This window comes from Puniceicoccus vermicola (genome assembly GCF_014230055.1).
Classification (GTDB): domain Bacteria; phylum Verrucomicrobiota; class Verrucomicrobiia; order Opitutales; family Puniceicoccaceae; genus Puniceicoccus; species Puniceicoccus vermicola.
Map to the genome: position 1 here is coordinate 19650 of NZ_JACHVA010000053.1, position 12768 is coordinate 32417.

Below are 12768 nucleotides of genomic sequence, written 5' to 3' on the forward strand. Positions count from 1 at the left end.
CAGTCGGCAAATATTTTGAATTTTCACCGATTCCCTCTTATCTTCGCAACTCTTCACCCCCAACCACTCTACTATTTTGGAACAAACGGTCACAGGCATTGATAGCGTCGTCTCCTTCCGCAACAGTCAAGGCGCTCGCGGGAGGGGCACACTCGTCCACATAACTCGTTCGATGGCCGTATTCGAGGTCTACAACCCGTTTTCGGTCGTGCAACTGAGCGAGGTGATGCAGGAAATCCTCATCTCGCGCGGAGAACGTGTCATCTACCGCGGCAAAGGGGTCGTCACCAGCATCGTGACGACCGGGCTCATGACCATCGTCTCGGCGACCTTCACCGACGCGTGGAGCGACCCGGGAGCCCTCCGTCCGGGGAAAAGTCTGGAAACCGAGATCCAGGACTTCATCCACGGATGGGAAAAAGGCCACGACCTCTCCCCTTCCTACCAACTGGTCGTGAATAAAATGGGGACCTTTTTCTCGGAAATCAGCCGCTGGATCGAGGAGGTCGAAGTCGCTCTACTTGAGGATTCGAAACACAACCAGGTCAGCGAAGAGAGTTTCCGCGGCTCCATCGAGCGCCCGGTCATCGGAAAAGTGGGGGAATTTTTTCGTCTGTTCGAATCGGAGGCGCGGAAGATTCCGCCCGAGGAAGTCCCGGTCTACAAGGCCTTTGCCCGCCGGGAATTGCATCCATTCATCCTCTGCGCTCCTTTCGCCCACCGCACCTACTCGAAACCGCTCGGGTACGCGGGCGACTACGAGATGGTCAATATGATGTTGCAGGAATCGACGAGCCGAGGGAACAACACCTACGCCCGGATTTTCCAAGACATTCAAACGAATGTGGCCGCCTGCGCAGCGCACCGCAACCGCATCGATTTCTTGCAGAATCACCTCGCCGAAGAAGCGAACCGCGTGCAAGACGAGATGCGCACTTGCAACATCCTCAACGTCGGGTGCGGCCCAGCCGTCGAGGTCCAGCGCTTCATCCGCGAAAATGATGCCTGTGAGGAGTGCGTTTTTACTCTGATGGATTTCAACGAAGAGACACTGGAATATACTTCCGGCCGGATCGAAGAAGCCATTCGGGAGTCGGGACGGCAGCCGATGATCAAGTTTATCCAGCGCTCGATCGACGAACTGCTCAAAGACGTGCACGACCAGAAAGAGGAAATCGTCCCCACCTATGATGTCGTTTATTGCGCGGGCCTGTTCGATTACTTTCCCGACAACGTCTGTCGAAACCTCGTCAGCCTCTACTACCGCTGGGTCAAACCCGGGGGACTGCCCATGGCCACCAACGTAACGCCGACCAACCCGGACCGTTGCACTATGGAGCACCTCCTCGAATGGTATTTGATCTATCGCGACGAAGAGAACATGCTCTCCCTGGCTCCATCCGGCAGCTCCCCCAAAGTCGAAACGGATGAAACTGGAGTGAACGTGTTCCTCTCCATTCGCAAACCGTAGATGTCTTCCCGGGAATCAACGGCCACTCCAGAAATCCTCTCGGAGTACCACCAAGTCGATAATCACCGCCGCCTCGTCCGGCTGCGGATTGCCCTGCTATTTTCGATTCTCTTTTTCCCTCCCGGCTATCTTATCGACCTTCTCGTCTACCCGGAGAGCAGTCCCCATCTCTTGAAAATCCGACTCGCTGTCGCCATCGGTTTTTCGGCATTGCTACTCCTGACGCGATTGCGGCTGCATCGCACCGCGCTCATCTGGTTCGGGATCATTATTGCGATCCTCGACATCGCGGTTTTTTGCGGCATGACTCTCGTCACCAATGGGGCCTACTCCCCCTATTATGCTGGCATCAATCTCATTCTGCTGAGCATCTCGATTCTGATGCCATGGACGATATGGGAAACCGCAACGGTCTCCGCCGTTGGCCTCCTGCTGTATGTCGGGGCGTGCCTCTCCGCATCGGGCATGGGGATTCTCGCCCAGCCTGTTTTCCTCAACAACAGTTTCTTTGTCTTCATCACCGGCGCTATCTGCGTAATTTCTTCGGGCATACAATCACGAGCCCGCTTCTCGGATTTTCAACTGCGCCACCAACTGGACGTGCAAAACCGAGAGCTGCAGGCCCTCGACCGGCTCAAGACAAACTTCTTCTCGAACGTGACCCACGAGCTTCGCACCCCGCTGACGCTCATCCTCGGCCCGGTTGAGACGATCCTCAAGAAATCGCACGATCTGCCGCCTCAAATCCACGAGAATCTTCTCCTCGCCCAGCGTAATGCTCTCCGGTTGCTGAAACTGATCAACGACTTGCTGGACCTGACCCGAATGGAACAAGGGGAGAATGTCCTCTCCCTCCGACGATTCCGGCTGGAGCCCTACCTCGGAGGCATCGTGGACTCGGTGCGCCACCTCGGTCTGGCAAAGGGGATTTCGATTCGCCTTCTCGAAGGGAATTCCGAAGACACCCTGGAGGCCGATCCCGCCAAGCTGGAAAAGGTCGTCCTCAACCTGTTGACCAATGCAGTCAAGTTCACCCCCCGGGGTGGAACGATTTCGGTAAGCTGGGAACGGCAGGGGGACCGTGAACTCATCAGCGTGGCCGATACGGGAGTGGGAATCTCGCTGGCCGACCAAGAGAAAATCTTCGACCGCTTTTATCAAGTCTCTGGAGATTCGGGCCGCCAATCACAGGGGGTGGGCATTGGGCTCGCACTCGTCAAAGAACTTGTCGAGCAGCACGGAGGCACTCTCCGTGTGGCCAGCGAATCCGGACGAGGGTCCACCTTCACCGCAGATCTTCCAGTGGCTGCCGCCCACGACGAGACCGTTCCCCTGCTCGAACCGAGCGGCAGCAACGAGGAGGACTCCGAACCCTTCCGCGAGGCCTTTCGCTCGGCCGACCGCACCTTCATTAACCGCGAGGTCGAAAATTCGGACGATGTCCGCGTCCTCGGATCGGGACAGTTCACCGTCTTGGTGGTCGAGGACGAGCCGGACGTTCTTCGCTACATATCCGGGTTTCTCTCGGAAAAGCATCGAGTCGTCCTCGTGCGCGAAGGGAGCCAGACCGAAGCGCTGGTCGAAGAGTTCCAGCCCGACCTCCTCCTCCTGGACTGGATGCTTCCCGATCGCAGTGGTCTCTCGATCTGCCACGACCTGCGCCAGGATCCCAAGCATTCGGACCGGAAGATCGTCATCCTCACCGCGCGAGTCGACGAAGAGTCGAAGATGGAAGCGCTGAAGGCCGGAGCCGATGACTTCCTCCTGAAGCCATTCAGCAGTCTCGAACTGCAAACCCGCATCGATAATCTCCTGCGCTCGGGCGAACTCCAAAAACGACTCCGGGAGCGGAATACCGAGCTACAGGAAACCCTGCACAAACTCGAACAAACCGAAGCCCAACTCATCCAAAGTGAGAAAATGAACGCTCTCGGTTCGCTCTCCGCCGGGCTGCTCCACGAGATCAACAATCCTCTGAACTACGCCTTTTCGGGAATCCAGCTCCTCGAGATGAATCCGGAGGGCTTAGATGAAGACTCGAAAGAAACGGTCGCCGATATCCGCGACGGGATCAAACGAGTCATCGACGTCATCCGGGATCTCAAGACATTCGCCTACCCCGAAAAACCGGGCCGCCAGAGCCGATTCCCAATTCGCGAGATCGTCGACCCGGCGCGCAAGATCGCTACCCGAGAGCTAGAGGACATCGAGTTCGTCGAGGAATTTTCCGACGACCTCACCCTCGATGGGCAAAAGACCCAGTGGCTCCACGTCCTCATTAACCTTTTCACCAATGCCGGTCGCGCCCTCCACGAGGAACCCGACAACCCTCATCCGCGGATCATTCTCCGCGCCGAGAAAACGGACAAAGGTCTTCTTCTATCCTGCACGGACAATGGTCCGGGGATCCCCAAGGAAATCATCAAACGAATCTTCGATCCTTTCTTCACCACAAGAGATGTTGGAGAAGGCATGGGAATGGGGCTTTCCATTTGCAGAACAATTGTAGAGAATCACGGGGGTTCGATGGAAGTAAAGGCGATCCCGAATCAGGAAACCACTTTCACTATTTTTATTCCGGAATCTCAAACCAAAGAAGATCATGAGTGACCCAACCGAGAATGTTAAGCCAGGCATCCTTTACGTCGATGACGAGGAAAAGGCATTGAAGTACTTTGCCAAAGCCTTTGGAAGGACCTTCACCGTTCATACCGCGACCAATCCAAAGGAGGGCCTCGAGATCCTCGAACGCGAGGCCGAGAACATCCCGCTGATCGTTTCCGACCAACGGATGCCCGAAACGACGGGAGTCGAGTTTCTCACTCAGGTCCGCGCCCGATACCCCGAGAAGATCCGCATCCTGACAACGGCCTACTCCGACCTGGACAGCGCGATCCAATCGGTCAACCAAGGCCGTATCTACCAATACGTCGTAAAGCCCTGGGATTTGCAGGAACTGCAGATGATCCTCCGGCGTGCCTACGATTATTACTCGATCCTCACCGAGAGGAATGAGCTCATGGCGATTAAGATGAGCACCTTCCAGCGGATCGTGCTTTCCGACCGAACCAAGACTCTCCAGCTCCTCTCCGGTTTGCTCGAAGGCAAAGAGAGCAAGGACCTCGGCACGGCTCTCTACAGTTTGATCGGAGCCCTTCCCCCTACCCTGGAATCGAACCCTGCCAGCGCCGGGCAATCCTTCCTGAGAGGAGGTCTCCGGGATTTCATGCAGCAGGAGCGGGAGGCCCATGAGACCATTCTCGCGTTTTGGAAATCCGGCTCTTCGTCTCTGGAGGAATCTCTTCAGAAGCTGGTCCAGCTCTTGGAGAAGGGCCCGCTCCAAGCGAATTGCCGTAAAGATTTTTCCGGGTCCGAGAAAGAACTGATCCTGGAGATTGAAGCAGGCCGGGAATCTGAACTCCTGCACTCGCTGTTCGGGGTTCTGACCGAGCCCCAACCCTCCGAAATCGCTTTGGAAGTCCTGCGGCTATTGCCCCTTCTGGAGGCAGAATCAAGCACCCTCGCCGTACAATCCGGGGGACAGGAGATCGCTAAATTTGCGCCAAAATCACTTTCGGAGCATTCTGCTCTTGAGGAGGAGCTCTCCATGCTCTATGACAAATGGGATTCAATGTCTCTTTGAGGCTGAAACAACAATCCTTTCCTATCGCTTCTCATGACCAGTCCTGCTCGTTCTGAACCTTCTGTCCTCTTCGTCGACGATGAAACGAGGGCGCTGAAGATCTTTGAGAAAGCCTTTCGCAATAAGTTTCCGGTCTTCACAGCCTCCTCGACCGCCGAAGCGATGGAAGTTCTCCAAAACTCTTCGGACAAAATCGGGGTCGTCATCGCCGACCAAAAGATGCCCGGAGGCAACGGAATCGAGTTTCTCCATGAGGTACGGGAGAGATTCCCCGACAAGATCCGCCTCCTGACCACTGCTTACACGGAAATCGATACATTGGTCGGAGCCATCAACGAAGGGTCGGTCTTTCGCTTCATCTCAAAACCGTGGAATCTTCAGACCCTCGGGGAAGAAATCGCCCAGGCCCGCGAAAGCTTTGACCTCTCCACCCGAGACCGCGAATTCGTGAACCTGCGACTGGAAGAGTTGAAAGATATCGTCCTCGACGAAAAGGTGGCGGAGATTGGGACAGTCGCCATTAGCCTCAGCCACTACGTCGACAATGCTCTCTGCCCTTTCGACCTCCTGATCTCGAAGATCAGCGAGAAAATGGACGACAGCGACGACGAATCCTACCTATCGTTCCTCAAGAGGATCCGGGAACACATCCGAGCCACTTCTGAAAATATTTCCCACCTGCGCCTCGTGGATGCGCCTCTGGAATCTGACCGTCTGGAATCAGTCGACCTCGCCGAATTGCTCGATCATTGCCTGCAACGCAATCAGGAGCTTTGCGACGGGAAGAAGATACATTTCGAGATTACCAAGGAGGATGGCCCCTTTGTCGTGACCGGAGACCGCGAGAGGCTGGCCGACTTTTTCCACTTCATGATCGCCGAAGAAGTGGTTTCGCTCAACAGCGATTCATCCGTCTCCGTCTCACTCAAAGGCGACCAAGGCCACGGCGTTTCCATCGAGATCGCCGATCGGCAGTCCATTCGCTCCGGGGTGTCCCCCAACGACTTTCTCTATCCCTTCAATGTCCGCAGCGCCAACCCACGCAACTTCGGTGTGTTTCTGATCTGTGCCTATTTCCACGTGCGTGCTCACGGAGGAAAGATGAAGGTGGACCAGCGGGAAGGATCCGGACTCACCTTCCGTTTCTACTTCTCGGCTCATCCCCCCCTGCCTTAAACTGTTTGATAAATTATTGATTCGTGATTTCTTCAAAATCTGCTTAGCTTGAAGAAAGTTCACGATCTTATCAGATGGAGCAGGCCGCTAAACAACCCATTCTCGTCGTCGACGATGAGCCCCTCGTCAGAGAAACATTGGAATTCGGCTTACAAAACGAATATTCCGTTCGTTTAGCCGCGACTGGTCGCGAAGCCATTGAAGCCGCAAAAAATGAGTCATTTCCCGTCGTCTTGCTGGACCTGCGGATGCACGACCTCGATGGAATTAGCACCCTGCGCGAGCTTCGGAAAATCGATACCCAGCAAAAGGTCATCATCCTCACCGCTCACCAATCGATGGAATCTGCGATTGAGGCCGTAAACTTGGGAGCTTTCAACTACCTGACCAAACCTTGCGATCTGCTTTACCTGCGGGAGCTCATTTCCAACGCCCATCGCCTCTATTTTGAGGAAAAACAGCGAACCGAAAGGTTCCGGGAGAGCATGATGAGCATGCACGACGAGGTTTTTTCCGTGTTGTGCCATGAATTCAACACTCCGCTGAACGGCATGATCGGATTCTCCGGATTCCTCGCCGATGAGCTCAAATCTCCCGAACACCGCGAGATGGCGACCTACATCGAGAAAAGCGGCAAGGAGCTCCACAGCATTTTCGTAGAGATGATGGATTACCTGAGCAGCAATCGGCCTCAGAATCCGGCAGTCGACAGAAGATTCAGTTTTCGGGATTTGGAAGAGTGGATCAGCTCTTCCGAATTTCCTACCCGCTGCTCCGTATTTTTCAGCGGATCCGAAGACCAAGCGGCAGAGGTCTGCACCGGGCCATTGAAGATCCTGAAAATGATCTTGTCGAAGATTGCTCAGTCGGGAAAACCGAACCTTGAGGGCATCAGCCTAGTGGCTTGGTTCTCGTCGGATGAAGACGAGAAGGTTCTCCACTTGCAGATCCAAGGGAAGGGGCTCGACCCCCTACTGGAAACCGCCGGCTCCACAGAAACCATTTTTTCTCCGTATGCGGCCTCGAGCCTAAACCTTACCGGAAAGGTTCGGGGACTGGGTCTCCATATGGCAACCTGCCGCAACCTTGCCGAGTATTCGGGAATCGACCTTAGTTGCGACACCGACAGCACGGGACGGTTGCGGATTCATCTCAACATCCCAGTGAACCGCCCGTACTCACCCGACGACGAAATCTAAGCGGAACTATTTCCCCGGTTTCGTCGACTCGATCATTTCACGGACGCTTACACGGCCCTCATAAAGGGCGCGGCCGACAATCACCCCGGCAATATTGGCGTGATCCTGCGAGAGTTTCGCCAAAGCTTCGACATCCGCCTGCGAGGAGACGCCCCCCGAGGTAATCACGGACAACCCGCACGAATCGGCCAACTCCGCCTGACTGAGCAGATTGGGGCCAGTCAGGGCACCATCAGTGGCGATATCGGTATGGATCACGGTCTCGACTCCGACATCCTCCATCTTTCGGGCAAAATCCAGGGTATTGATCTCCGTACCCTTCACCCAACCCCGAAGGGCTAGTTTTCCGTCTTTCGCATCGAGCCCGACGGCGATCGATTGGGAGCCAAAGCGGGAAACCGCATTCGCCGGAAACTCCGGTTTCTCCACCGCAGACGTGCCCAGAACCACCCGCGACGCCCCGGCAGCCAAAGTGCTCTCGACGATTTCCTCATTCCGGATACCGCCACCGACCTGGATTTTGCATCCAAGAGCCGCAATCCGAGAAATCACCTCCAAATGCGCCGGCTTCCCGGTAAAAGCTCCGTCCAAATCCACGACATGCAGCCATTCAGCGCCTTCCGCGATCCATTTTTCTGCAGCCTCCAGCGGATCTTCAAAATAAACGGTTTCATGTTCGGCTTTGCCGTGAAGTAACCGAACACAGCGCCCTCCGCGTAGATCAATGGCAGGATAAATCGTAAACATTCTCTGTTTCATGATTTAGGCCTAGCCCCAACTCAACTGAATTCCGCCCTTTTCGCTCAGGAAGCCAGTCCCAAGAGAACTGTTCTCTTTAAATTGACAAATCACTCTCGAGCACGCCTCGCAGAGAAAAGGGGAATATTACGATCGGATCCATTAGTCCAAACCGCATCCGACCACCCAAACTTCCCGCTGAAACCGGACATCTTTGCTAATCTCTCCTATCAGCAGAGGGATTGACGACCCGCCTCTGGATGAGATGGAATGGCCAGATGACCACTCACTCTTCAGACACCGAAATGCCACCGGAGCTCCTCGTTGCGGCCCTTTATCGGTTCACCGATGTGGCAGACGTTGAGGAGATGAAGGAATGGATCCTTGAGGCTGGACGGCAAGCGGACCTTTGCGGAACGATCCTTGTGGCCCCGGAGGGGATCAATGGAACGATCGCTGGTTTGCCGGAGAAGGTCGGGGCTTTTTTAGAGGTGCTGGAATCCCGGGAAGGACTGGAAGATCTGGAAATTCGCTATTCCCGCTGTGAGAAGCGACCCTTCAAACGTTGGCGGGTGCGACTCAAGAATGAGATTGTCACCTTGGGCGTCGAGGGAACGGATCCTCGAGAGGGAGTCGGAAAGTATCTGGACCCCGAGGAATGGAACCGGCTTCTTGCCGAGGAAAACGTGACCCTCATCGATACGCGAAATCACTACGAGACGAAGGTCGGAAAGTTCAAGGGAGCGATCGATCCGGATACCGAGACATTTCGCGAGTTTCCCGAGTGGGTGGATAAGAATCTGGATCCGAAGGAAAATGCCAAGGTTGCGATGTACTGCACCGGTGGGATTCGCTGTGAAAAGGCGACGAACCTTCTCCTCCGACGAGGGTTTCGTGAGGTTTACCACTTGAAAGGTGGCATCCTTCGCTACCTCGAAGAAACTCCGCAGTCCGACAGCCTCTGGGACGGCGAATGTTTCGTCTTCGATGAGCGGGTATCCGTCGACCAGGATCTAAAACCCGGCAAACACATCATTTGCGAGCACTGCCAACTGCCCATCCCCGCAGAGGAGATGGACGATCACGAGTGCGGCAAATTGAAGCGGGCTAAGATGGCCTGAGCCTGTGGCCCGGCGGGCGAATATCGCCCGTGCCGGTTAGCACTTCGGACGATGTTTCCCGTCGTTCGGGTCGTCTTTGACTTTCCGATGATCCGGCAACTCGTCGAAATGATCGAGGATGCGCTGGAGATCTTCGAGGAGCAGCATGGCCATATCCCGGCTGAAGTCTTCTTTCACCACAATCCGTAAGACCGCGATATCTTCAGCGTTCTCCGGGAGAGTGTAGGCCGGAATCAACCAACCGCGGTGACGGACTTGCTCGGAAATGTCGAAGACGGTAAAATTCACATCCGCATCTTCCTTAATCCGGAAGGCGAGAACGGGAATATCCTCCCCGGGACCGAGAATTTCGAAGACTCCGAGCTCTTCCAACTTTTTGGCAAGGAACCGAGCCGTGTCACGGGAAGATTCCATCAGGCGGGTATACCCTTCCTTTCCGAGACGGATAAAATTGTAATATTGGGCCACGACCTGATTCCCAGGACGCGAGAAGTTCAGTGCGAAGGTCGGCATATCTCCTCCGAGATAATTTACTTTGAAGACCAACTCTTCCGGCAATTCGTCTTCGTCGCGCCAGATGATCCAGCCCACTCCCGGATAAACGAGTCCATACTTATGCCCGGAGACGTTGATCGACTTCACCCATTTGAGGCGGAAGTCCCACTTCAAATCCGGCTGGAGAAAGGGAGCAACGAATCCGCCACTCGCGGCGTCCACGTGAAGAGGAATCTCCCATCCTGTCTTGGAGTTGAGTTCCTCGAGGGCGTCGTTGATTTCCGCGATCGGCTCATATTGGCCGGTGAAGGTGGTCCCGAGGATACCAATGACCCCGATGGTGTTTTCATCGCAACGCTCGATCACCTCTTCCGGGTTGATCATGTAGCGGCCCTTCTCAATCGGAATGTACCGGGGCTCGATTTCCCAATAGCGGCAGAATTTTTCCCAGCAAACTTGCACGTCGATTCCCAAAATAAGGTTGGGCTTATCGGCAGGTTTTCCGGCAGCTTGACGACGCTTGCGCCACTGCCACTTCAACGCCATTCCGCCCAGCATAGCGGCCTCACTGGAGCCGATCGTCGAGCAGCCGCAAGGAGACTCTTTCTCGGGAGCATTGTAAAGGCGCGAGAGGATATTCACACACCGCATTTCAATTTCAGCAGTCTGCGGATACTCATCCTTATCGATCATGTTCTTCTCGAACGTCTCCTGCATGAGCTCCCGGGCCTCCGGCTCCATCCAAGTCGTCACGAAGGTCGCGAGGTTGAGGCGGGCATTTCCATCCAGCATCAACTCATCATGGATGATCTGCTTCGCCGTCTGCGGAGGCATCTCGCTCTCCGGCATCGAGTACCTTGGAATTTCCGTGGAAATGTATCGTGACCCGAAAGTCGGATTGAGGTTCTCTTCGTGAGGCTGCGGATCGGCTTTCTTATGTAGCATGATGAGTCTGTGGAGTTGCGGTTAGAAGTGCTCCAAACAGCCTGCAGCCTGTCAAACTTACGTCAACCGCTAAGGTCGGCTACCGACGTCTGATTTCCCCGACAAACTGCCCCGCAGATCGAAGATTCTGACTCGACCCTAAGGATCGCTCGATCTTACCCTTGTCAGCCTATGAATCGTTGCTGGATTGCCCTTCCCCTTTTCCTTCTCGGATCTTTCACTTCTACATTCGCTGAGGACGAACAAACTCCTTCCAAAGAGTCTATCGTCGAACTGCTCGATTTGATGGAGACGAAAAAGATTATCGATCAGACTATGGACCAAATGGAGCAGGTCATGGAGGTTTCGATCAATCAAGCGACTCAGGGGAAACCTCTCGACGAAGAAGAGCAGGCCCAGCTCGACCAAACCCGGGAAGCGATGAATGAATGGCTGCGCGAAGAACTCAACTACGACTTCTTGCTGAAGATGTATGTTCCGTCATTCGAAGAGACTTTTACCCAGACCGAAGTCGACCAGCTGATCGAGTTCTACTCCAGCCCGGTCGGCCAGATGTTTGTTCAAAAGCAGCCGAAATTGATGCAGAGCTTCATGCAGCGCTACCAACAGCAGATCGGGCCGATGATGCAACGCTTCCAGCAGAAACTGCAGGAAAACCTGGACGAAGTTTCAACGACGGGCTCTTAGGACTGATCGCCGCGGTCCGGCCAAGCTAAGATCTGCGCCGGAGACCACCCCTCGTCCCGCAGCTCGCGAATTGCCACCGAGCGGGCGGTCTTGGAGAGCCGCACACCCGCCCGATCGCGTACTAGAGGCACATGGCGAAACCCAGGTGCCACTGCTCCCAACGCTCGGTAGAGCAAGAGCTGCCGCGCTGTCGAGAGGAGCAAATCCTCCCCTCGCACGACTTCCGTAATCTTCATAGCGATGTCATCGGCGACCACAGCCAACTCATAAGAGGGCCCTCCCGCTTTGCGCCAGACGAGAAAATCTCCGAAATCTTTGCCGGCGACATAACGCTGCCGCCCCTTCTCCCCATCCTCAAACTCGATGATCTCTCCATCCGGAACCCGAAACCGCCAGTTGATGGCCGGATTCGGTTCTGCGGTCTGACCTGATTCGTGAGCTTCCCGGAGGGCATCCGGGAAAAGGATTCCGCCATCTGACTCCCGTCGAGGTTGATGTCTGAGGATTTCTTTCCGGGAAAAATCTGCCGGATAGACCCATCCGTCCCGAATCAACTGGAGCCACACTTGCCGATGGAGCTCCCCTCGATCGCTTTGTCGATAGGGGCCGAAATCTCCCTCGCGGCCTCCACCCTCGTCCCAGTCGATCCCGAGCCAAGCGAGATCCTCGCGCGCCGCGACCTCAAACTCCGGACGGCACCTCTCGCGATCAATATCCTCCACCCGGAAAACCAGAGTTCCGCTCTCTTCGCGTACCCTCCTCCATACGGCCAGAAATGTGCGCGCGTGACCCGCATGCAGCAATCCGGAGGGGGTTGGCGCCAGCCGACCGCGGTAGGATGAATAAATTGGGGTCACTCCTTCCTAACTGCCGACTTCCGACTCATTTCGCAATCCGACTCTGTCTCTAGAATCAGTCAGATTTCAAACAATCGACAACTTCCAGGCAGAAATCAGCTTTCCCAATCCAAGTCCTCAGTAATTAAAGAGATCCTCCTTGGGAAAGGACTTACCCGTTTTCTTCTCCAAGGCGTTGATGACTTTGCGCTTGGTATTCGGGGTCAATCTCCGGCCCTTGCAGGCTCGGGAAACCATTTTGTGAGTAAGACTGTCGGCCGAAGCTTCGACAAGGTCGTGCGCCCGCAAACCTTCCTCCTCCATCACCGCGGCAATGGGTTGTTTCCCGAGATTCCGTTCGATTTCCATTCAGTCGGGATGGATGGAAGCCCAGAAAGGCGCAAGAGGATTCGACTCCGACTATGAGGAAAGAGCGATCGGCCCTGCCCTGCAGTCC

The 12768-nt window shown here is 55.2% G+C and carries 11 protein-coding genes; 7 read left to right on the forward strand and 4 right to left on the reverse strand.

Going from position 1 to position 12768, the window contains the following annotated elements; translation table 11 throughout:
• Window positions 1-76 precede the first annotated feature (76 nt).
• The 5 genes from H5P30_RS06175 (at window position 77) to H5P30_RS06195 (ending at window position 7489) form a co-directional block, all read left to right on the forward strand.
• Window positions 77-1471: a class I SAM-dependent methyltransferase gene (locus tag H5P30_RS06175; protein WP_185692077.1), complete on the forward strand. Its 1395-nt coding sequence runs from the start codon at window positions 77-79 to the stop codon at window positions 1469-1471.
• Entirely contained in the window at window positions 1472-4081 is a 2610-nt protein-coding gene (locus H5P30_RS06180; protein ID WP_185692078.1) for an ATP-binding protein, read from the forward strand.
• The gene (locus tag H5P30_RS06185) at window positions 4074-5114 is read left to right on the forward strand and encodes a response regulator (RefSeq protein ID WP_185692079.1); all 1041 of its coding nucleotides are present in this window, start codon (window positions 4074-4076) and stop codon (window positions 5112-5114) included. Before H5P30_RS06180 ends, H5P30_RS06185 begins: the two co-directional genes overlap by 8 nt.
• 33 nt (window positions 5115-5147) lie before the next feature.
• Complete coding sequence (locus H5P30_RS06190) at window positions 5148-6290, forward strand: response regulator (protein WP_185692080.1); 1143 nt, start codon at window positions 5148-5150, stop codon at window positions 6288-6290.
• A 74-nt stretch (window positions 6291-6364) separates the two neighbouring features.
• The gene (locus tag H5P30_RS06195) at window positions 6365-7489 is read left to right on the forward strand and encodes a response regulator (protein WP_185692081.1); all 1125 of its coding nucleotides are present in this window, start codon (window positions 6365-6367) and stop codon (window positions 7487-7489) included.
• Window positions 7490-7495: 6 nt separating this feature from the next.
• Here the strand turns inward: H5P30_RS06195 and hisA are convergent, their stop codons facing one another.
• Window positions 7496-8248: a 1-(5-phosphoribosyl)-5-[(5-phosphoribosylamino)methylideneamino]imidazole-4-carboxamide isomerase gene (hisA, locus tag H5P30_RS06200; protein WP_221774296.1), complete on the reverse strand. Its 753-nt coding sequence runs from the start codon at window positions 8246-8248 to the stop codon at window positions 7496-7498.
• Between the two features lie 257 nt (window positions 8249-8505).
• Here hisA and trhO point away from each other — a divergent pair, with 257 nt between their 5' ends.
• A complete protein-coding gene (gene trhO / locus H5P30_RS06205) occupies window positions 8506-9348 on the forward strand; it encodes an oxygen-dependent tRNA uridine(34) hydroxylase TrhO (protein ID WP_185692082.1) in 843 nt (280 codons plus the stop codon).
• A 36-nt stretch (window positions 9349-9384) separates the two neighbouring features.
• On the opposite strand, the gene gad is transcribed toward trhO, so the two are convergent.
• The gene (gad, locus tag H5P30_RS06210) at window positions 9385-10788 is read right to left on the reverse strand and encodes a glutamate decarboxylase (RefSeq protein WP_185692083.1); all 1404 of its coding nucleotides are present in this window, start codon (window positions 10786-10788) and stop codon (window positions 9385-9387) included.
• A 171-nt stretch (window positions 10789-10959) separates the two neighbouring features.
• Between gad and H5P30_RS06215 the strand changes: the two genes are divergently transcribed.
• The gene (locus H5P30_RS06215; RefSeq protein WP_185692084.1) at window positions 10960-11475 is read left to right on the forward strand and encodes a DUF2059 domain-containing protein; all 516 of its coding nucleotides are present in this window, start codon (window positions 10960-10962) and stop codon (window positions 11473-11475) included.
• Here the strand turns inward: H5P30_RS06215 and H5P30_RS06220 are convergent.
• Together H5P30_RS06220 and H5P30_RS06225 are read right to left on the reverse strand one after the other, a co-directional pair.
• Entirely contained in the window at window positions 11472-12332 is an 861-nt protein-coding gene (locus H5P30_RS06220; RefSeq protein ID WP_343075432.1) for a glutamate--tRNA ligase family protein, read from the reverse strand. The two genes, H5P30_RS06215 and H5P30_RS06220, sit on opposite strands and share 4 nt — an antisense overlap.
• A gap of 117 nt (window positions 12333-12449) precedes the next feature.
• Complete coding sequence (locus H5P30_RS06225; RefSeq protein WP_185692085.1) at window positions 12450-12680, reverse strand: hypothetical protein; 231 nt, start codon at window positions 12678-12680, stop codon at window positions 12450-12452.
• Between the last annotated feature and the right edge of the window lie 88 nt (window positions 12681-12768).